This is a genomic window from Thermicanus aegyptius DSM 12793 (assembly GCF_000510645.1).
In the GTDB taxonomy this organism is placed as follows: Bacteria; Bacillota; Bacilli; order Thermicanales; family Thermicanaceae; genus Thermicanus; species Thermicanus aegyptius.
Window position 1 is genome coordinate 1305290 of record NZ_KI783301.1, and the last position, 19447, is coordinate 1324736.

A 19447-nucleotide genomic window follows, 5' to 3' on the forward strand; every position below is an offset into this window, starting at 1 on the left:
TCAATATTTTTCAACAGTCGAACTGTTTTAAAAAGAATAAGAGATTGTGCGATCATCATTTTTCCGATGAGTATGAGATCATCAAGATGGACATTCGGATTTCCAAAACGATAGAATAAAGCAGTCGGCGTTTGTGGTTTTTGCAAATTAATATATTATAATATAAGAAGAAATATAAGGAGATAGTGAGATAAAATGCTAAAATCTTTCGGAATTGGAGTCCTCATCGTATTGATCCTTTTCATCCTTTCCCTCGTGATGCGGGACATGAATCTCCTCATGCAATATACCACGATGAGCGGGATTATATCGATGGTGATCGCGGCGGTGATTGCAGGGGTTTTAGGAAGCGGAGATCGCATCCGGGCCAACTATACCCATGAGGAATCGGATGAAAGGAAAGAGAGGGTCAAGCTTGCCCTCTACTTTATGATGATCTCGATTCCTAATCTGGTCACAGCCGTTATCATGTATCTATTTCAAAATTTCTCCCGTTGACATCGAAGATTGAATTTCCTGTTTTTGGGATTTCAGAATTCATTGCGAAGTCCGGAAAGCTAGACGGGAAAAAGTGTTGAAGGAAAAGCGAAAAACTTTTTCCCCAAAACTTCCCAAAACTCGCTAAAATGGGCTTGACAATTTGATGGACGAAGCCTCCCCAATTTTAGGAAATGTAATCGGCGGACATTCGCTTATTAGGCTAAATTGGGATAGAAAGAGGGTGTAACGAAAAGGGCTAGGTGTGCAGCACCTAACCCGACGTAACATAGGTAACAAGTGGATGGCGAATCTAGGTTGCTAACATAAGGAAGTGATCCTGCCTCTTACTTGCTACAACCTGTCATTTGAGCGTTGGGGCGAAATCTTTCAAGACCCGGTCATGACCGCCGCGATGATCGACCAGCTGACCCATCAGTCGTACATCGTCAACATGAACGGCAATTCGTACCGCATGAAAGAAACCAAGGAGTGGCTGTCGAAGCAACAGTTGGCTTAATCTCAAGAAAAAAATCCGAAGGGGAATTACCGCCATCTGTAAATTCTCTGTTTCACAGGTGGGGGAAAATTAAATGAGCGAATGGCGGAATTTTGGGTTGAAAAATACATAATATTCAATTATATTTACAACGAGAGGAATGATGTACGTGAAACATATTTTGTCTTTGAAGGAACTATCAGGCCAAGATATATTAAAAATTATAATAAATGGAATCAATATCAAATCCAATCCGGAAAGATACTACAATTCTCTAGAAAGAAAAGGATTGCTTTTGCTTTTTCAAAAAACATCCACGAGAACGTCACTATCTTACCAGTCAGCGATCAACCAATTAGGTGGGTACGCGGTCACTCTCGATTGGAACGCATCCAATTTCTTAATCTCACCAATCCGTTACGAGGTCTCCTATGTGTCACGAAACTGTGACGTGATAATGGCTCGATTGCTTAAACATTCTGATCTTCTTGAACTCGCAAAATACTCGCGTGTGCCAGTGATCAATGGATGTTGTGAGAAATATCACCCTTCACAGGCACTTGCTGATCTTATGACCATCTATGAGATGAAGGGTACGTTCGATGGCGTTACCCTGACCTATGTTGGCGTGCATAACAATGTAGCAAACTCGTTGGTTGCCGGCTGTATGAAAGTAGGAGTGCGGCTAAATCTGGTGACTCCTTTGATCAATGAAGAATCTTGGGATCAAGAGTTGATGGAAGAAGCTTACGCTAGTGGTTATATAACGCAAATGAACACATTAGCCGAAGCAGCAGCACAATCTGATTTTGTCTATACAGACACGTGGATCGACATGCAGTATTTCAATGATCCTAGCTATAAGGATGAGCGCGATCGCCGGATCAAACTAATGTCAGACTTTCAGGTTGGAAAGAAAAATCTAGGCGGTAAAACTCCGTATCTTATGCATGATATGCCGATTCATAAGGATTTGAAATAGAAGAGGAATTAATCGAAAGTGAAAAATCGATCATCTATCAACAAGCGGAGAATCGGATGCATGTCGAAAAGGCATTGCTCCTGTATCTACTTAAATGACAGTTAGACGAAATTAGGAGGTAGTCGATTGGGAGTACAAAACAAACTAATGTCAATTCGTAGATTCCAATTGTATTTACGTAAAGGGAAAGCGATTAAGATTAGGGTTAGAGTAAAATGTTCGTGGGCAGAGGGAATGAGAAAATGAATAAAAAATAATTCCCGGATATAGAAAAGGGCCCTTCTCCTTGGTAGAGTATTAAATGGACAAAAAAACACACCAAGAAAGGAGAAGGCCCTCTATGCAAAAGATTACCACGAAATTTCCCACAATAAAAGATCTTGAAAGCACCTTGTTTCGCAGATTGCAGGAGCTGTTTGCTGAGGGGTTGCGCCGGATTTTGGAGGCGCTGGACGAACGGATTATGGAACATCGGGATTCCGCTCGCTTTCGCCTTAAAGACCAACGGGAAATCAGTATCGAGACTTTGTTTGGTACCGTGCGGTTCAAGCGGCGATTATACCTGGACCGAAAGACCGGAAAGCACGTCTTTTTGCTGGATCAGATGCTGCAGTATGAGGGGCGGGACAAACTCAGTCCTTACCTGGAAGAGTTGGCGATTCAGTTTGCCAGTCAGGGGCCGTCGTACCGGGATAGCGCCCAGCGTCTGAAAGCCTTGTTGGGATACCCGGTACTCAGTCATGAAGCCATCCGGGACAAACTCATCGAACAGGCCGAACGCCCAGAACCTGCTCACAATGAACGGCGTCCCGTCCGGGTCTTGTTTGTGGAGGCGGACGGACTGTACACCAAACTGCAACGTAATCGACGCCGCGGGATGGAGAACCGCATTGCCGTGGTGCATGAGGGCTGGGAAAACGAAGGGGGACGAATCCGCCTGAAGGGCAAGCGACATTATTTACATACCGGAGAGGGCGATTTTTGGGAAGGATTCGGGGACTTTTTGGTACAACATTACGATGTGGATGAACAGACATGGCTGGTGGTGAATGGAGACGGAGCAGCATGGATTGAGGAATGCACCTCCTACTTCCACCATTGCGTGTTTACCCTGGACCGGTTTCATGTGGCCCGGGAGCTCAAACGGTATGTTGGACATTTGCCCAAGACATGGGAAAAAGTTCGAAAAGCACTCGCCTCGTTTGATTCCGATACATTGTTGGGGACGCTTACGGCTGTTCCGGAAACGAAAATTGCGGAAGAATGGCGGGAGGAATGGAGGAAGTACCGGGCGTTTTTAGAACGTCATCGGGAACATCTGCGGGATTACCGGGAGACCTTGCGAAACGCAGGCATCGATACGAGCGGAATGAGGCCCATGGGAAGTGCGGAGGCGCAAATGCGGATCATGGCGAAGCGGACAAAAGGCGGAGGGTATAGTTGGAGCGTACGGGGCGTACAGGCGATGCTCAGAACGATCATGAAAATGAAAGAAGGGCGTCCTTTGACGAACCGCAAAGGGGACACGAGCCAAAACGTTTCGTCTGTAAAATCCACGATACGCCAGTGGTTACGTGAAGTGAAACGAGAGTCGAAAGGGTGTATTGACGGGACAATTCGCTTGTTGCTGGGGCCTATGCAAAGCAGTCCGACGGGTCGGGCCATAAAAGGATTGTTAAGAGGAAATTAAAGGAAAACCATGCATGGAAAATGAAAGGATGATAAACGAAAGCGCTACCAAGTGAGAGAGGGCAAAAAAAGTTTTAAATCATTTTGGGAAGGTGCCCACGATGACTTGACTCAGACAAGATTAGGGGGGTTATGGAAAAGAAATTTCTTTCAAGGTATAATCCCTTTAAGGTCTAAAGATGATATACAAGGAGAGATTAACATTGAGAAAGTTCCATATCATTCTTATACCGGATCCAGAGGACGGGGGTTATACTGTAGAGGTTCCCGGACTTCCCGGGTGTGTCACCCAGGGGGATACGGTGGAAGAGTGTTTGAAGAACGCAAAAGAAGCTATTGAACTTCACCTTGAGGGGATGGAAGAAGGAGAAAAAATGGATATTGATCCAATCTTCGCTGTAGTCGAGGTGGATTAGATGCCGCCGCTTCCTTCAATCTCAAGTCGTGAGGTGCTAAGAGCCTTTCAAAATGCAGGCTTTAAAATAAAGCGCCAGAAAGGTTCACATATTCATCTTGTCAAAAAAGAACGTCATGTCACCATTCCGCTTCATGATCCGATTAAACGAGGGACATTAAGAAACGCAATTCGCCAAGCCGGGATGACGGTAGAAGAGTTTCTCTCTTATTTACACGAATAGTAAGTAAGAGCTTTAAAAGACCAAGGTTCTAAGATGAATCTTGGTCTTTTCATTTTTAAAAAAAGGAGGAAACGGACAAAGGAACATCCGGACGAAATCAGTAAACCGAATTCTGATCCCTTTCTGCGCCTTTCGCTGCAAGAGCTTCTCTGGGCGTATTACAAAGGCCCCATTCCCGCCAGCCCTTATGAAAAAGAAGTGATGAATCGAATTGCCAAGTATAAATATGGAGTAGATTCTTGGGATCAGATTCCGAAAGCAAAAGTAACGAGGGATTTAGGATTGATGACCCAATGGTCCTTCGACTACGCCATTCTCCTCGACTATCACTTCAACGAAGAAGGAAAACTGGACAGCTTCATCTTCCGCCCCATTGGACAGCGTTACGCATTCCGGGTCACCGTCAAAAATCCGATTGGAAGTTATGTGAATAGCGCAGGATGGGCTGGTTTCAATGACGAAAAATTCAATGGAGTATTAAGCGAGATTGTTACTCCGGAAATTATGGAAGAGATCAAGAAATCAGGTGTGGTTATTGGCTTTTATTCCGGAACAGGAAGGGCGACCGGAGAGGTAGATACCCGCTTTACCCCGCCTTTTGTGATCTATTCCAATGACGATTTTAGCCTAAAGTATGTTGAAGTATACCGCTGGAATAACACGGATTATATGGTCAAGGAAATTCGTGGCGGAGGCGATTTTCAGTTTGCTGTTGGAGGCTACTCCACAGAAGAAAGCGACTATAGCCCCGGAAGCAAGATTCTGCCGGATTATTTCACCAAACGGAGAAGCTTTACACCCGGCAGCGAATGGAGACCCTGGACGAAGGATGAAGCCGCTTGGATTCCACAAACGACGTATCAGGTGACAAGGTCATGGTACACCAAAAGCGAATAAAGAATAAGTCATTTAGCGAGCCGTCCTATCGACGGCTCCTTTTCGTGCGCCCAGCATGGGCGTTATCTTTAGGGTGAAAGTCCCGAACGGGGGCTGGCGAGCGCCTACCGTTAGCCAACAGCAAGGGTGTCCATCGTGAGGTGGAATCTGGAGGAAGCTTACGGCAAACGCCCGGCCTAAGGTACACGAACCCAATTTGAGGCTGGAATAGTCGGATGAGCCTGCTAAACAAGGTAAAGTCCAAAGCCGCCAAGGGCTATTTCAGTAAACTTGGGTAGGCACATGGGCGGAAAGATAACGTCCTTACCTGGGGAGGCCTGCACGGAACGCCATCTGCCGATGGTAACCGGGGTCGTAAGGTCCCGCTGAACGTGCAGGAGTCAGCAGAAGCCATAGTACGCAAATACGGGACGCCGGAAAGCGGAAGGGCTGAACGTCAATTCAAGGATGAGTCAGAATCTTTCGAGACGCGATGTGTTGAATGCAGAATTCCGCAAGGAACTACTCCGGGGAAGTAAGAGTGAAGCTCTGAGGGCGCCGGAGAGGGCAGAGCATCGACCGGCAAGACCTGAATGTCATCCTGCGAAGGGAGAAGTATCAGTAATGGACTTGATGGAACAAATCCTATCACGGCAGAATCTGTTGGAAGCCCTACATCGGGTGGAATCCAACAAAGGTGCGGTAGGCATCGATGGAGTCTCGACCGAGCAACTCCGGGAATATGTCATGAAGCACTGGGGGACGATTCGCCAGCAATTGCTGGAGGGAACCTACAAACCTTCTCCGGTTCGAAGGGTCGAAATCCCGAAACCCGACGGCGGAGTTCGGCTACTGGGCATCCCTACCGTGATTGACCGGTTGATTCAGCAAGCCATCCTTCAAGTCCTGACCCCCATCGTTGACCCGGGGTTTTCCCCCAACAGCTTTGGTTTTCGACCAAACCGCCGCGGCCATAGCGCAGTAAGACAAGCCCAACGGTTTATCCGCGAGGGATACCGTATTGTGGTAGATATCGACTTGGCACAATTCTTTGACCGGGTGAATCATGACATCCTGATGAGTAGGGTAGCAAGGAAAATAAAAGACAAGCGAGTCTTGAAACTTATCCGGGCATACCTGCAATCAGGGGTTATGACGGGTGGCGTCTGCGTGAGCAGTGAGGAAGGGACTCCACAAGGGGGACCACTCAGTCCGCTGCTTGGAAACATATTACTGGATGACTTGGACAAGGAACTGGAACGCCGGGGATTGCGCTTCTGCAGATATGCAGACGACTGTAACATCTATGTGAAAACAAGGCGGGCAGGGGAACGGATCAAAGCGAGTGTCACGCGATTCTTGGAAGGAAGACTTAAAATCAAAGTAAATGAGGAGAAAAGCGCAGTAGACTGGCCCTGGAAACGGAAGTTCCTGGGGTTCAGCTTCACCTTTGAGAAGGAAGCGAGAATCCGACTAGCGCCCAAATCGCTAAAGCGGGTCAAGAACAAAATCAGGGAATTAACAACCCCAACATGGAGTATCTCGATGAAGGAACGCATCCGGATACTCAATCAATATCTCATGGGGTGGATGGGATACTACGCACTCATCGAAACGCCCTCTATACTTAAGACGCTGGAACAATGGACCCGCAGAAGACTGCGGTTATGCCTATGGCACCAGTGGAAACGGGTTCGAACTAGAATCCGGGAGTTACGAGCCTTGGGCCTCCCTGAAAGACAAGTCCTCGAAATCGCGAATACGCGAAAAGGCGCATGGCGCACCTCTCAAACTCCCCACTTACACAAAGCCCTCGGAATTGCCTATTGGCAGTCCCAAGGTCTCAAGAGTTTAACCCAAAGATACAACGAGCTTCGTCAAGGTTGGCGAACCGCCTAGTGCGGAACCGCATGCTAGGTGGTGTGAGAGGACGGGGGTTAGCCGCCCCCTCCTACTCGATTTTTGATTCCAAGATAAGGAGGATGAAGATGAATCCGATTTTGCGTCACAAACGATGGATAAGCGCCTCTTTGGTTTTGGCGCTTCTTTTATCCCTTCTTGCTGTCTTTCAGGTTTTTGGGGGTTATCTTGACGGCGGGAATATATTCGACATCAATCTCTCCAGCTATCCCAACCACTGAGATTGATGTTGGGGGGGCGAATCCTATCCCCCTCAAAGAATATATTCCCTCCATTTTGTAAAAAATAGAACAGTGGGAAAGGAAGGGGATCAAATGGCTTCATCCAATGACCTGATTCGATATATGACGCAAGAATTGGTTCGTTATTTGGATCAACCCCGTGAAGGCAGGAAAAAGAAGGCGAAGGAGCCCTTTTCCATGCGGATGTTTGGACTTCTGCCCATGGCGGCGAAATTGGCGTGGGAAAAACATAAAAGGGGGAAAAAATGATCGGTGGGCTTTTGAGATGACAGAGAGAGCATAAATGGCCACTATGAGGCGATGGTTTTGCCAGGTGAGAATGAGAACATGAAGGAAATGTCGGAAAGGATCGCCGCGTCCCAGTCGCAAACGCGGAAGGAAGGACCGCCGGACAAGTGGCTGAAACCCTTAAGAATCGTTTGCAACGGTAAAGAGGTTTTCCAAAGAAACCGTGGGTACGAATTTCCCATCGGTTTCTTTTCCTTTGGGAAAAAGAGGAAGAAAACGGTATCCTTCCTGGTCAAGGGCGATGTAGTAAATCTCCTGATCCCACCGATGAAAGCCCACGACAGGCAAAAGGAGATGTATTTTTCCATGCCGGATGCGGATGTCGAGATAGGTGTGATTTAAGATGATCTCCTTAGGTTCGTCTACTTTCCTCCTCTTTTTTAAAATTGCCTCGATGGGAAATGCCCCCTCCATCTCCTTTCTTTCTGCGACGGAGCTTTGGGTCATTTCTTTCGGCGATAAAGGAGGACCCAAATTGTGTAGATCGTCTGTGGGAGTTCGTACCTCCATCCCGCTCCATTCCTCCGGTATAGCTTCGGTGGTTTTTGCATCAAAAACCCGCTCCTCTCCATTTCCTTTCACAAGAAAATAAGAGGATATCCCTTGATAAATTTTCTCCTTCTTCGTCGCTTTCGTGTCGGGATAATAAGAGGAAAGCGTATCTTCATCGAAGAGGCTGTTTCCATCCGTCCCATATTCCAGGAGGAGAAAGTGGCCCTGGTCATCTTCACCAATCACCAGATAGCCCACCTTAGATTCTCCTTTCCTGATCGTGACGAGCCAGGTTCGCGAATTGGGACCCAGGGGCTCTTTGCTGATTTTTCCATCTCTCCATGAGGAAAAAACGCCGCCTTTTTGGATCAGCTCCTCTATCCAAGCGTGGGTTTGGCGTGTAAACGTTTCCTCCCAATGTTCGTTCAAAGAATTCCCGGAGCTTTCTTGGGGGAAGAGAAGCAAAAACATGAAAAGAAGGGGAAGGGGAAACCATTTCTTTCGCATGAGATCAACTCCTTTTGATAGAGTGGGAATCCGGTGTCCGATAAGAGATTTCTCTTTATCCCATTTTGGGGAAATCCATTTCGGTGGGGACAAGCTTTTCTTTCATCATAGGGGAAAAGGGGAAAAATGTTTGTTTTTTCCTGTCAGGATCTCCTTTCATTTTCTCTTCTTTTTTTATCAAAATATTCCATCCTTTGATGGAAGAAGTCAGATTTCTTTCCATCGGTTCTCATGGGGAGAGGGAAGTGGGAAGGAGATAGAGAATCCCTTGGTTGATGGGATTTACCTCAATGTGGGGAGAATATTGCCATTCCAGTTCCCTTAATCTTTTCTCCCGTTCCCGGATCACCTTCTGAAGGAAATTTTCCTCTTCTTCTCTTTTCCCCTTTTCCCGAATTTCTCCCAATCTCCTTTCGTAGTATTGAAGGGTTTGTTTTTTTTCCGCCTCAAGGCGCCTCCTTGCTTCATCGGCCCATTCCTCTCCTTCGGCACGGAGGAGGCTTAAGATTCTCTCCTCCAGACGAAAGGCGGCCTCCCGGATGGTGAGACGAGGGGGGGTTAAAAATAGATGAGGGGAGAGGGTGGAATTTAGGGGAAGGGAGAGGATGCGGGAGAAAAAATCTTCGATGATCCTTCCTGTTCCCAGATGAAGGCCGAAAGAGAGGAGTTTGTCCCGCTTGAGATCGGATAGGTATTCCACCTTATAGTTTACGAAGAGCCATGGATCAAGGGGTTTCTTTTTGGATGCAAAGGGAACTTCCTCGTACAGGCGAATAAATCTCCCCTTTTTTTTCGTCGCTTCGAAGATGGCTTTAAGCCGTGGGGAACCGAACAATAATGGCTCCGTTCGCAACTCCTTTACCTCTTGGGGTTGAAAGAGGTAAGTGATCTCCAATAGCTCTGGTTTCATTCCCATCGATTCTACATAGCTCCAATAAAAGGGACGGTAACCCAGGTCTTTATCCGTTTCAGGCGTAAGGCGGACGGTGATCAAGTTCTGATCCTTGCGCAATAAATCGCATTTCCTGTGTTGAAAGAAGGCTTCGACGAATTCCCTTACCTCTTGTTGATCCAATGGGAAACCTCCTTAAGAGCACGATCCTCCCCTGTCTCCTCTTGCAGCCGGCGGATGGAATGAAAGACCTCCGACACATTTTCCAGCTTGATTCGCATCTCCTGTTCGCTCCTGGATCCCATAAAGATATCGATCAAATGTGTCTCCAACGTGGTCCCCTTTGGCAGGCGTTCGAGAATGGTATCCAGTTGCCCGATTACGATTTCGAAAAGGTCGATCTTTTCATAGAGCAAATGGAGAATGGCTTCCTCGACGGTTCCCAAGGTTGTCAAGTTATAGATGGTAACTTCCCTCCGTTGACCGAGGCGGTGAATCCTGCCGATCCGTTGTTCAATCTTCATGGGATTCCAAGGGAGGTCATAATTAATGATCCGGTTGCAAAATTGGAGATTAATCCCTTCTCCTCCTGCCTCCGTGGCCACCAGGACTTGGGCCCTTTTTTCAAACAATTCCCTCATCCAGTCTTTTTTGTTTCTCCCAAATCCCCCGCGGAAGGGAATGGAGGTAATGCCGTGTTCATGCAAATAATGTTGTAAGTAATTCATGGTCCCCCGGAACTGGGTGAAGAGAATCACTTTATCGTTGATCTCTTGAATCAGTTCTACCGCTTTTTTCGCTTTGGTGTTGACGGTCACCCTTTTTCCGATTTCCACCAATTCCCCAATTTCATCACGGAGGGGAGATTCGGGGGGCAGCTGTTCCAACATCCGGATTAAACTGAGGTATGTGGCATCTTTGCTCGAGGTAAGCTCCCGCTGAAGGGTGATGAGGGGGAGCGTTCCTCGAATCCCCTTTTCCCGATACTGCTGGCGTACAAAGGAGGTTACCTTTTCATAAAAGAGGCGCTCCTCGGGAGTCAGTTCGATGGGGACGGTGACTACATTCCGCTTGGGCAGGGAAATCCCGCTGTCTGCCTTGCGATTTCTGATCATGACCCGGTCCAACTCCATCTTTAACAGCTTGCTGTTCTTCGACTCCCGCTTTCCTTCCACATATTTTCCTTGAAATTCCGACGTTGACCCCAGATATCCGGGTTTTAAGAGGGTGATCAGATTGTAGAGTTCACTCAGTTCGTTTTGGATGGGAGTGGCGGTTAGGAGAAGACAGTATTTCTTTCGAATCTCCTTGACGAATTGATAATTCTTCGTCTTCTCGTTTTTTAGTTTGTGGGCTTCATCGATGATGAGCATGTCGTATTCCTGATTGAGGACGTGGCTCCGATGGGGTTCCCGTTTAGCCGTGTCGATGGAGGCGATTAGAATCGCTTCTTTTTCCCACATATATGCCTTTCTTTGGACGATGGCGGGAATGAGGCACTTATCGGCCAACTCCCGTTGCCATTGCAATACAAGGGAGGAAGGAACGAGGATGAGGGACTTTTTCACCAATCCCCGCAGGAGATATTCTTTTAGGATGAGACCGGCTTCGATCGTCTTCCCCAATCCCACCTCATCGGCGAGTAGGGCACGGCCGTGCATTTCAAAAAGGACTTTTTGAATGCTTCTCTTTTGATGGGGGTATAAATTGAGATGGGGTAAGGCTTTTAAAGATTGGAGCTCATGAAATTCTTTTATGGCGGTAGCCTCTTCGGCCCGATAGGCCATTTGAAATAGGGTCCAGCTATCCCAGGGGCCATCTTCCCTCATTCGTCGTTCCAGCTCCATGAATGATTGGTGGTGAATGCGGACGGGGACAGGGGTCATGTCGTCACCTCCTTTTTCATCTCTTTCTTTCCTTCCTGGGTTTTTCATCTTCGTATAATTTTTGCATCACGTATTGTGTCCTGATTTTAAAGAAAGTGATTGTCAAACTCGATTTTTCTGATAGGATGGTAGGTAAGGGGTATACTCATAGTATCTCCCGGAACAAATTGAACCTATGCGCGGATGAGAGCAGAGGGAGAGAGCGCAGGTGGCGCCGCCGAAGAAGAAAGCCACGTTGGTGAAACTTTCAGGCAAAAGGATCTTTGCTTGACGCATCTCTGGAGAGTGCTTCCGCAGGAAGCCACCAAAGGAGGAACTCCGATAGGGAGGATACTCTCAGGTAAAGGGACAGGGGACAGGATGCTCCTTCTGTCCCTTTTGATTTGGGCAAAAATGGAGGTGTTGAGATGGGAAGCTTAAAGAGGACTCCCCTTTATCCCCTTTACGGGAAGTACGGTGCTAAAACGATTGAGTTCGGCGGATGGGAAATGCCTGTCCAATTCACATCCATCTTGGCAGAACATGAAGCGGTCAGGAAAAGGGCCGGTCTGTTCGATATTTCCCACATGGGAGAGATTCGGGTGAGCGGTCCTGATGCCCTCTCCTTGATCCAACTCTTGATTACCAACGATGCATCCCGGATGAAGATCGGACAAGCGATCTACAGCCCCATGTGCTATCCGGACGGGGGAACGGTGGATGATCTTCTGGTCTATCGACTTGATGCGGAAGAGTACCTGCTCATCGTAAATGCAGCCAATATTGAGAAAGATCTGGAATGGATCCGCCGCCATTTTGACGGAGAGGGAGAGATTGAGAATCTCTCCGATGCGATGGCCCTCCTCGCCTTGCAGGGTCCTTTGGCCCCGTCGTTGCTGAGCCGTCTGACGGGAGAAGATCTGAACGAGATTCGCCCCTTTTCTTTTAAGCAAGGAGTAATGCTGGACGGAATACGTGTTCTTTTATCCAGGACGGGGTATACCGGAGAAGATGGATTTGAAATGTACGTTTCACCGGAAGAGGCTCTTTCCTTATGGGAAACCATTCTCGAGGTAGGAAAGGAGGAAGGCGTTCTCCCGTGTGGATTGGGAGCCCGCGATACCCTCCGTCTTGAGGCGAAACTCCCCCTTTACGGGCAAGAGTTAAGTCCGGAGATTACCCCTCTGGAAGCAGGGTTAAATCCGTGGGTAAAATTAGAGAAACCGGTTGATTTTATCGGAAAAGAGGCGCTCCGGGAACAGAAGGAAAACGGCCTTCCACGCAGGTTGGTGGGGATAGAGATGATCGATCGGGGAATCCCCCGGCATGGGTATCCCGTTTTTCTTGGCGAAGAGGAGGTGGGTGTCGTTACCAGCGGAACCCATTCCCCCACGCTGGAGAAAAGTATCGCTCTTGCTCTGGTAAAACGGGGGGGGACGGAGATCGGCCAAGAACTTGCCGTGGAGATTCGAGGGAAAAAATTGAAAGCAAAGGTGGTAAAAACCCCCTTTTACAAACGAAAACCGGAATAGATGAGAACGTTTTATGGGAATGTGGAGAAGTTGACACGTTATGAATGGCAAAGGAGGAAAAGAGATGGTGCATCGTTATTTCCCCCAAACAGAGGAAGATCGAAAGGAGATGCTTTCTTTTCTGGGGGTGGAATCGGTGGAAGAGCTTTTTCAAGATATCCCGGAAGCGGTTCGCCTGAAGAGGACCCTTAAGGTCGGCGAGGGGCTTTCGGAGGGGGAACTTATGAGACACATGCGGAATCTGGCCGGCAAGAACACGGATCTGACCCAACTGGTTAGCTTCTTGGGGGCCGGTGTCTATGAACACTACATCCCCAGTGTCGTCTCCCATCTTCTTTCCCGTTCGGAATTTTATACGGCCTATACTCCTTACCAACCGGAGATCAGCCAAGGTGAACTGCAGGCGATGTTTGAATTTCAAACGATGGTGTGCGAGATCACCGGAATGGAAGTTGCCAATTCTTCCATGTACGATGGAGCGACCGCACTGGCGGAGGCGGCCATGATGGCGGCCGGTGACAAAAAAAGGAAAAAAGTAATCATTAGCCGGGCCGTCCATCCTGAGGCGAGGGAGGTTCTCACCGCCTATGCCCATGGTCAAGGAATCCAGGTTGAGGAGGTGGCTTTCGAGGAAGGCCTTACCTCTTTAGAGGACTTAGAACGGAAGATGGATGAAACGGTGGCCGCCTTCATCGTTCAATACCCCAACTTCTTTGGCGCCGTCGAGGATCTCTCTTCCTTGGGAGAAGTGGTTCACAGGAAAAAAGGGGTTTTTATCGTTAGCGCCAATCCCGTCTCATTGGGGCTTCTCACACCTCCCGGGAGAATGGGAGCAGATGTGGTCGTAGGGGATATGCAGCCGTTGGGAATTCCTCCCCAATTTGGAGGCCCACACTGCGGCTATTTCGCGGTAACTTCCACATATATGCGGAAGATTCCAGGCAGGATTGTGGGAGAAACAAAGGATGAGAAAGGCCGGAGAGGTTTTGTTCTCACCCTTCAGGCGAGGGAGCAACACATCCGCAGAGAAAAAGCCACCTCCAACATCTGTTCCAATCAAGCTTTAAATGCGGTGGCTGCGGCCATCACCATGGCCGCTTTGGGCAGGAAAGGGTATGCGGAATTGGCCCGCCTCAACTTCCAGAAAGCCCATTATGCGGAACATCTTATCTCAGCCCTTCCCGGTTACGAAAATCCGTTTAAAGCTCCCTTTTTTAACGAGTTCGTCGTAAAGACTCCGATCCCGGTACGGGAAATTCAGGAAAGATTGCTTCGCCATGGGATCCTGGCCGGATATGATTTGGGCAAGAAATATCCGGAACTGGAAAATCATCTTCTCATCGCCGTAACCGATCTTAGGACAAAAGAGGAAGTGGACCGCTTTGTCCGGTTATTGGAGGGATTACAATGAACGATCAACCGCTGATCTTTGAAATTTCTAAACCTGGTCGCATCGCCTACAGCCTTCCCCAAGGAGAGATGGGGGGATTTGATCCGGAGGATCTCTTGCCGGCAGGCTTTCTCCGTGATGAGGAGGCCCGGTTGCCTGAAGTGTCGGAGCTGGATCTGGTTCGGCATTATACCGCGTTGTCCCGGCGAAACCATGGGGTTGATTCCGGTTTTTATCCCTTAGGATCCTGCACCATGAAATATAACCCGAAAATCAACGAAGACGTGGCTCGCCTTCCAGGGTTTCTTCATCTACATCCTTATCAACCTGAAGAACAGATTCAAGGGGCATTAGAACTCCTGTATCATCTGCAGCAAGATTTAGCGGAGGTTACCGGGATGGATGCGGTAACGCTCCAACCGGCGGCGGGCGCTCATGGTGAATGGACCGGCCTCATGATTATACGGGCTTATCATGAACAGAGGGGGGAAAAAGGAAGGAAGAAAGTACTTATTCCGGATTCCGCCCATGGGACGAACCCGGCGAGTGCATCGGTTGCGGGTTTTGAAACGGTAACCATTCCTTCGAATGGAAAGGGTTTGGTCGATATTGAAGCCTTGCGAAAAGCGGCAGGTCCGGATACGGCGGCCTTCATGTTAACCAATCCCAACACTCTGGGCCTATTCGAGGAGGAGATCCTCACCATTGCGGAGATCGTTCATGAAGCCGGAGGACTTCTCTATTATGACGGAGCCAACGCGAATGCGATTTTGGGAATAGCCCGCCCTGGAGACATGGGATTTGATGTTGTTCACTTAAATCTGCATAAAACGTTCTCCACCCCCCATGGAGGAGGCGGCCCCGGTGCCGGTCCCGTAGGAGTGAAGGGATTCCTGTCCTCTTTCTTACCTCTTCCTGTAATCGAGAAAGTGGGGGAGAGATACCGTTTTCGCGAAGAGGGAGAGAACTCCATCGGCAGGGTGAAAGGGTTTTATGGAAACTTCGGCATTTTGGTTCGCGCTTATGCATATATCCGCAGCTTAGGGGGAGACGGCTTAAAGAGCATCGCCGAAAATGCGGTTTTAAATGCCAATTATCTGATGAAGAAATTGGAGACCTCATTTGAGCTCCCATTTCCCGGTTTATGTAAGCATGAATTTGTCCTTTCCGGGAAAAGGCAAAAGAAATTGGGGGTGCGAACCCTGGATATGGCAAAACGACTTCTCGATTTCGGCTATCATCCTCCTACGATCTACTTCCCTCTCATCGTAGAAGAGGCGATGATGATAGAACCGACCGAATCGGAGAGCAAAGAGACCTTAGACCGATTTGCCGAGGTGATGATTCAGATCGCGAAAGAAGCGGAGGAAACCCCGGAGGTGGTGCAGGAAGCTCCTCACCATACGGTGGTAGGCCGCCTCGATGAGGTCACTGCGGCCCGGCATCCGGTCCTGCGGTATAGAGGGGAAAAGTAGGAGAGTCGAACTAACATAAACTGGGAAACCTCCTTGTTCATAAAAGCGTAAAGAAGGGAGATTCTTTTACAGAGGAGGTTCCCATGTTTATTGCAGAAATTGCGCTCATCTTAATGGCTTCAAAACTTTTTGGAGACCTGAGTGTTCGGTTGGGACAACCGGCGGTTCTCGGAAAATTATTGGTCGGCATTCTCTTAGGTCCCTCACTTTTAGGATGGGTCAAAGACAATGAATTTCTCACGGAGATCAGCGAGATCGGGGTTCTACTCCTCATGTTTATAGCCGGATTGGAGACCGATTTGGCGCTTCTTAAGAAGACGGGGTTCGCTTCGGTTTCGGTGGGAACGCTGGGGATTCTTTTGCCCTTAGGGCTCGGTTACGCGGTGGGCATTTATTTAGGACTTGATCCTTTTCAATCCCTTTTTCTCGGGCTTCTCCTGTCTGCCACCAGTGTAAGCATCTCCGTACAGTCTTTAAAAGAAATGAATCGATTGAAAACGAGGGAAGGATCGGTCATTCTGGGAGCGGCAGTGATCGATGACATCCTGGTCATGATCACACTTGCCGTCATGATGAGCTTGACACAGAGCGGAGTGAGTTTGGGGAGTGTGATTCTTCATCAAAGCTTCTTCTTTCTGTTTGCTATCCTCCTTGCTCTCTTTTTCGTCCCCCATCTTCTTCGGTATTTCGCCCCTCTGAGGGTGACGGAATCGGTCATTACGGCGGGGCTCGTGATTGCCTTTTTCTATGCGGCCATGGCGGAGTTTTTTGGCGTCTCCGATGTCATTGGCGCCTATCTTGCCGGAATTGCCGTTAGTTTGACCGATTACAAACAGGAGGTTTTCGAGAAGGTGGAGACGATTGGGTACGCCTTTTTTGTCCCTGTCTTTTTTACCTCCATCGGAATCTCGGTCAATTTTACTCAGGTAGGAAATCAAATGATCTTTCTTCTTTTTCTCACGTTGATAGCTGTTGCTACCAAATGGATCGGTGCTGGACTTGGGGCGAGGCTTTCCGGTTTTGGGTTGAAGAGCTCGGCAGGGATTGGGGCAGGGATGATTTCCAGAGGAGAGGTTGCCCTCATATTGGCTTCAATCGGTTTGGAGAAGAGTCTTTTGCCTCCTTCTTATTTTTCGGTGATCGTGGTGATGGTCCTTTTGACAACGTTGGCTACACCTCCCCTGATGAAACTGTTCTTTCAGAGAAAAGAGCCTTTGCCACCGCTCGGAACGGATGAGCAGCCCTGATCTTGGGGGTGGGCATCTACCATGAGGGAGGTTCCTTCATGGTAGTTCTCATGTTCTTTTTGTGTTACATTTATAAACAAGGTAAAAAAAGAGGATGATGTAACAATGGCTTCGGAACGGGAATACAGGATTGTCATTGAATTTTGCGTCTGGTGTGACTATTCACCGGAAGCCCTCTCGTTATCTCAATTCCTTCTTAACTATTTTGGGACAGAGATTAAAGAATTGCTCCTGATCCCCACAAAGGGAGGAAAATTTGAAGTGACGGTAAATGGCCGTCTCCTTCACTCAAAGCTGGATACAGGGGAGTTTCCCGATACAGATCGGCTGCTTCGTACCATGAATGAGATGGAAACGCTGTAAAGATGGGGGGAGAGTTTTGCGAACAGAGATCGAACAGAAAAAAATTGAGCCGATCACCGTAGGTTCCGAGTGGCTAAACGGAATGAGGGTTAGCCTTCCCGTTGCCTTGGGTTACATTCCCATTGCCGTCGCGTTTGGTTTATTGGCCAAAGGGAACGGGATTCCCTTTACCATTACCGCCCTTCTTTCTCTCCTTGTTTTTGCGGGAGCAAGCCAGTTTGTAGCGGTCCAGATGGTGGCAAGTGGAGCGGTTTGGGGAAACATCGTCCTCTTTACCTTTCTCCTCAATTTTCGTCATTTCTTGATGTCTGCCAGTCTCTCTACCCGCATTTCGGAAAAGAGTCTTTGGAGAAAGGCGTTGATCGCTTTTGGTGTGACCGACGAAACCTTTTCCCTCGCATCTTTTACACCCGGGCGACTCACCTTCCCGTTTATGTTGGGGTTAAATGGGATCGCCTATTCTTCCTGGGTTATAGGGACTCTCATCGGGTACGGAGCGGGGTCCTTTCTCCCCGATGAACTTCAAAGCAGCATGGGAATTGCCCTATACGCCATGTTTATTTCCCTTATTTTACCTGCGATGAAGGGCTCCCGTCTTATTTTTTTCACCGTCGTTGGGGCAGCAGTGGTTAATTCCCTCCTCACGCTGTTTATGCCGCAGGGGGTCTCCCTCATTCTCTCTACGCTTCTCTTTGCCACCATCGCGTCATTCATCGCTCCGGAAGAAGAGGTCCAAGGAGAGAAGAGAGGCTTTGACCGTATGGAGGGGGAAAGTAAGAAATGATGAGCCTACGTGACTTAATCCTCATGGTTTTAGGAATGGCTCTCGTTACTTATCTCCCTAGGCTGCTTCCTTTTTTATTTCTCCAACGTCTCTTTATTCCCCCCCGTCTACGGCGTTTTTTTTCCTTCATCCCCTATGCGATGTTAGGGGCTCTCATTGTTCCGGGGGTCTTCAGTTCGACAGGAGATCTGTCAAGCGCCATCGTTGGCTTTCTGGTAGCGGTTCTCCTCGTTTGGCTTAAACTCCATGTGGTGTTCGTCATAACCGGAGCCATCTTTGCTGTGTATCTCTTTCAATTGTTCTTTTAGGATCCTGAGTCAAATCTTCGGTATCCGAGTGAGTGAAACCTCTCCCGCCTTTGTTTCGCTTCGAGGAGGGAATCCTCCGGGCATTTCGAAAGAAAAGACATGGCGTTAGTAAAAAATAGGAGGGAAATGATGGAAGAGATATGGCGTTTTATCGATACAGGCGCCCTGTCGCCTGCCCTCAACATGGCCGTCGATGAGGCCATTCTTCAAATTCATGGGGAAGGGAGGGTACCTCCCACCCTTCGATTTTATACGTGGAACCCGGCGACTTTATCCGTCGGATATTTTCAAAGAGCGGAGAAGGAGATTGATTTCAACCGACTTAAAGAAGAAGGGATCGGATTTGTCCGTCGTCCCACAGGGGGAAGAGCGGTCCTTCACGACAAGGAGCTGACCTACAGCATCGTGGTATCGGAGGGTTACCCCGGTATTCCCGCAACCGTCACGGATTCGTACCGTTTTTTTAGTCTAGGTTTGATGGAGGGGTTTCGACAGCTCGGTCTTCCCGTGGAGATGGTGAAACTGGATTCGGAGTCGGAGAAAGGAAAACAGGCTTCCCTCGGAACAGCCGCTTGTTTTGACTCGCCTTCATGGTATGAATTGGTGCTAGGGGAGCGGAAAATTGCAGGAAGTGCCCAGATGAGACAACGGGGTGTGATCCTACAGCATGGTTCCATCCTGATTGATCTCGATGCGGACCTCCTCTTTTCCTTGTTCCGTTTTCCCTCTGAGGAGGTGCGGCAAAGGGGAAAACGGCTTTTTCTCAAACGGGCGGTGGCCATTAACGAAGAAAGGATGCATTCCCCCGCCACCTTGGAAGAGGTAAAAGGAGCCTTTGCGGAAGGATTCCGGAAAGGATTGGGCATCCGGCTTATCGAGGGGGAGTTAACGAAAGAAGAATGGATCCTGGCGGAGAGGTTGGCCCGGGAGAAATACGGGACAGATGCGTGGAACCTCAGGAGATAATGGGCACATACCGTC

Annotated in this window: 19 protein-coding genes, 2 pseudogenes and 1 riboswitch; of the genes and pseudogenes, 18 read left to right on the forward strand and 3 right to left on the reverse strand. The window is 48.5% G+C overall.

Annotation, left to right across the window (positions count from 1 at the left end; genetic code table 11):
* The first annotated feature begins 195 nt into the window (after nucleotides 1-195).
* From THEAE_RS0107000 to THEAE_RS22505, 10 genes and pseudogenes are all read left to right on the forward strand, one after another.
* Nucleotides 196-498 carry a DUF5316 domain-containing protein gene (locus tag THEAE_RS0107000; RefSeq protein WP_028986978.1) on the forward strand — a complete coding sequence of 101 codons (303 nt, stop codon included), beginning with the start codon at nucleotides 196-198 and terminating at the stop codon, nucleotides 496-498.
* Nucleotides 499-835: 337 nt separating this feature from the next.
* Nucleotides 836-997 (forward strand): annotated as a pseudogene (locus tag THEAE_RS22495) (ATP-binding protein); the annotation flags it as partial.
* Between the two features lie 142 nt (nucleotides 998-1139).
* A pseudogene (locus THEAE_RS20270) lies at nucleotides 1140-2056 on the forward strand (Rossmann-fold NAD(P)-binding domain-containing protein).
* Nucleotides 2057-2298: 242 nt separating this feature from the next.
* On the forward strand, nucleotides 2299-3648 hold the full coding sequence (locus tag THEAE_RS20275) for an ISLre2 family transposase (protein WP_052329827.1): 1350 nt from the start codon (nucleotides 2299-2301) through the stop codon (nucleotides 3646-3648).
* A gap of 178 nt (nucleotides 3649-3826) precedes the next feature.
* Nucleotides 3827-4063 carry a type II toxin-antitoxin system HicB family antitoxin gene (locus THEAE_RS20280; protein WP_039944321.1) on the forward strand — a complete coding sequence of 79 codons (237 nt, stop codon included), beginning with the start codon at nucleotides 3827-3829 and terminating at the stop codon, nucleotides 4061-4063.
* Nucleotides 4064-4285, forward strand: coding sequence for a type II toxin-antitoxin system HicA family toxin (locus THEAE_RS0107030; protein ID WP_028986980.1), 222 nt, complete (start codon nucleotides 4064-4066; stop codon nucleotides 4283-4285).
* 33 nt (nucleotides 4286-4318) lie between these two features.
* Nucleotides 4319-5182 (forward strand): hypothetical protein, encoded by an 864-nt coding sequence (locus THEAE_RS0107035; protein WP_028986981.1) that lies wholly within the window; start codon nucleotides 4319-4321, stop codon nucleotides 5180-5182.
* Between the two features lie 603 nt (nucleotides 5183-5785).
* Nucleotides 5786-7060, forward strand: coding sequence for a group II intron reverse transcriptase/maturase (gene ltrA, locus THEAE_RS0107040; protein WP_039944322.1), 1275 nt, complete (start codon nucleotides 5786-5788; stop codon nucleotides 7058-7060).
* A gap of 89 nt (nucleotides 7061-7149) precedes the next feature.
* Nucleotides 7150-7302: a hypothetical protein gene (locus THEAE_RS22925; RefSeq protein ID WP_156920572.1), complete on the forward strand. Its 153-nt coding sequence runs from the start codon at nucleotides 7150-7152 to the stop codon at nucleotides 7300-7302.
* Nucleotides 7303-7395: 93 nt separating this feature from the next.
* Entirely contained in the window at nucleotides 7396-7572 is a 177-nt protein-coding gene (locus THEAE_RS22505) for a YqzE family protein (protein ID WP_005584287.1), read from the forward strand.
* 159 nt (nucleotides 7573-7731) lie between these two features.
* On the opposite strand, the gene THEAE_RS0107055 is transcribed toward THEAE_RS22505, so the two are convergent.
* From THEAE_RS0107055 to THEAE_RS0107070, 3 genes are all read right to left on the reverse strand, one after another.
* A complete protein-coding gene (locus tag THEAE_RS0107055; protein ID WP_028986983.1) occupies nucleotides 7732-8610 on the reverse strand; it encodes a hypothetical protein in 879 nt (292 codons plus the stop codon).
* 229 nt (nucleotides 8611-8839) lie between these two features.
* On the reverse strand, nucleotides 8840-9685 hold the full coding sequence (locus THEAE_RS0107065; RefSeq protein WP_028986984.1) for a YqhG family protein: 846 nt from the start codon (nucleotides 9683-9685) through the stop codon (nucleotides 8840-8842).
* The gene (locus tag THEAE_RS0107070) at nucleotides 9667-11388 is read right to left on the reverse strand and encodes a DEAD/DEAH box helicase (RefSeq protein ID WP_052329828.1); all 1722 of its coding nucleotides are present in this window, start codon (nucleotides 11386-11388) and stop codon (nucleotides 9667-9669) included. The genes THEAE_RS0107065 and THEAE_RS0107070 overlap by 19 nt, the downstream gene beginning before the upstream one ends.
* Before the next feature lie 183 nt (nucleotides 11389-11571).
* Nucleotides 11572-11661: riboswitch (glycine riboswitch) on the forward strand.
* Between the two features lie 134 nt (nucleotides 11662-11795).
* Between THEAE_RS0107070 and gcvT the strand changes: the two genes are divergently transcribed.
* The 8 genes from gcvT (at nucleotide 11796) to THEAE_RS0107115 (ending at nucleotide 19432) form a co-directional block, all read left to right on the forward strand.
* Nucleotides 11796-12899, forward strand: coding sequence for a glycine cleavage system aminomethyltransferase GcvT (gene gcvT / locus THEAE_RS0107080; RefSeq protein WP_005584289.1), 1104 nt, complete (start codon nucleotides 11796-11798; stop codon nucleotides 12897-12899).
* A gap of 64 nt (nucleotides 12900-12963) precedes the next feature.
* Complete coding sequence (gene gcvPA / locus THEAE_RS0107085; RefSeq protein ID WP_028986986.1) at nucleotides 12964-14310, forward strand: aminomethyl-transferring glycine dehydrogenase subunit GcvPA; 1347 nt, start codon at nucleotides 12964-12966, stop codon at nucleotides 14308-14310.
* Nucleotides 14307-15764 carry an aminomethyl-transferring glycine dehydrogenase subunit GcvPB gene (gene gcvPB, locus THEAE_RS0107090; protein ID WP_039944325.1) on the forward strand — a complete coding sequence of 486 codons (1458 nt, stop codon included), beginning with the start codon at nucleotides 14307-14309 and terminating at the stop codon, nucleotides 15762-15764. Before gcvPA ends, gcvPB begins: the two co-directional genes overlap by 4 nt.
* Nucleotides 15765-15847: 83 nt before the next feature.
* Nucleotides 15848-17011, forward strand: coding sequence for a cation:proton antiporter (locus THEAE_RS20285; RefSeq protein ID WP_005584291.1), 1164 nt, complete (start codon nucleotides 15848-15850; stop codon nucleotides 17009-17011).
* Nucleotides 17012-17116: 105 nt separating this feature from the next.
* Nucleotides 17117-17374 (forward strand): Rdx family protein, encoded by a 258-nt coding sequence (locus THEAE_RS20290; RefSeq protein ID WP_084213468.1) that lies wholly within the window; start codon nucleotides 17117-17119, stop codon nucleotides 17372-17374.
* A gap of 16 nt (nucleotides 17375-17390) precedes the next feature.
* Entirely contained in the window at nucleotides 17391-18158 is a 768-nt protein-coding gene (locus tag THEAE_RS20295; RefSeq protein ID WP_245605535.1) for an AzlC family ABC transporter permease, read from the forward strand.
* Nucleotides 18155-18466 carry an AzlD domain-containing protein gene (locus THEAE_RS0107110; RefSeq protein ID WP_028986988.1) on the forward strand — a complete coding sequence of 104 codons (312 nt, stop codon included), beginning with the start codon at nucleotides 18155-18157 and terminating at the stop codon, nucleotides 18464-18466. The genes THEAE_RS20295 and THEAE_RS0107110 overlap by 4 nt, the downstream gene beginning before the upstream one ends.
* Before the next feature lie 126 nt (nucleotides 18467-18592).
* Nucleotides 18593-19432, forward strand: coding sequence for a lipoate--protein ligase family protein (locus THEAE_RS0107115; protein WP_425426397.1), 840 nt, complete (start codon nucleotides 18593-18595; stop codon nucleotides 19430-19432).
* Nucleotides 19433-19447: the final 15 nt, after the last annotated feature.

Bases quoted from the DNA above. Each gene is read 5' to 3' on its own strand.
- gcvPB (WP_039944325.1), top strand. From the start codon at position 14,307: ATGAACGATCAACCGCTGATCTTTGAAATTTCTAAACCTGGTCGCATC.
- gcvT (WP_005584289.1), top strand. From the start codon at position 11,796: ATGGGAAGCTTAAAGAGGACTCCCCTTTATCCCCTTTACGGGAAGTAC.
- THEAE_RS0107030 (WP_028986980.1), top strand. From the start codon at position 4,064: ATGCCGCCGCTTCCTTCAATCTCAAGTCGTGAGGTGCTAAGAGCCTTT.
- THEAE_RS20285 (WP_005584291.1), top strand. From the start codon at position 15,848: ATGTTTATTGCAGAAATTGCGCTCATCTTAATGGCTTCAAAACTTTTT.
- THEAE_RS20290 (WP_084213468.1), top strand. From the start codon at position 17,117: ATGGCTTCGGAACGGGAATACAGGATTGTCATTGAATTTTGCGTCTGG.
- THEAE_RS0107000 (WP_028986978.1), top strand. From the start codon at position 196: ATGCTAAAATCTTTCGGAATTGGAGTCCTCATCGTATTGATCCTTTTC.
- ltrA (WP_039944322.1), top strand. From the start codon at position 5,786: ATGGACTTGATGGAACAAATCCTATCACGGCAGAATCTGTTGGAAGCC.
- THEAE_RS0107070 (WP_052329828.1), bottom strand. From the start codon at position 11,388: ATGACCCCTGTCCCCGTCCGCATTCACCACCAATCATTCATGGAGCTG.
- THEAE_RS0107115 (WP_425426397.1), top strand. From the start codon at position 18,593: ATGATGGAAGAGATATGGCGTTTTATCGATACAGGCGCCCTGTCGCCT.
- THEAE_RS22505 (WP_005584287.1), top strand. From the start codon at position 7,396: ATGGCTTCATCCAATGACCTGATTCGATATATGACGCAAGAATTGGTT.
- THEAE_RS0107110 (WP_028986988.1), top strand. From the start codon at position 18,155: ATGATGAGCCTACGTGACTTAATCCTCATGGTTTTAGGAATGGCTCTC.
- THEAE_RS20275 (WP_052329827.1), top strand. From the start codon at position 2,299: ATGCAAAAGATTACCACGAAATTTCCCACAATAAAAGATCTTGAAAGC.
- gcvPA (WP_028986986.1), top strand. From the start codon at position 12,964: ATGGTGCATCGTTATTTCCCCCAAACAGAGGAAGATCGAAAGGAGATG.
- THEAE_RS0107055 (WP_028986983.1), bottom strand. From the start codon at position 8,610: ATGCGAAAGAAATGGTTTCCCCTTCCCCTTCTTTTCATGTTTTTGCTT.
- THEAE_RS22925 (WP_156920572.1), top strand. From the start codon at position 7,150: ATGAATCCGATTTTGCGTCACAAACGATGGATAAGCGCCTCTTTGGTT.
- THEAE_RS0107035 (WP_028986981.1), top strand. From the start codon at position 4,319: ATGAATCTTGGTCTTTTCATTTTTAAAAAAAGGAGGAAACGGACAAAG.
- THEAE_RS20280 (WP_039944321.1), top strand. From the start codon at position 3,827: ATGATATACAAGGAGAGATTAACATTGAGAAAGTTCCATATCATTCTT.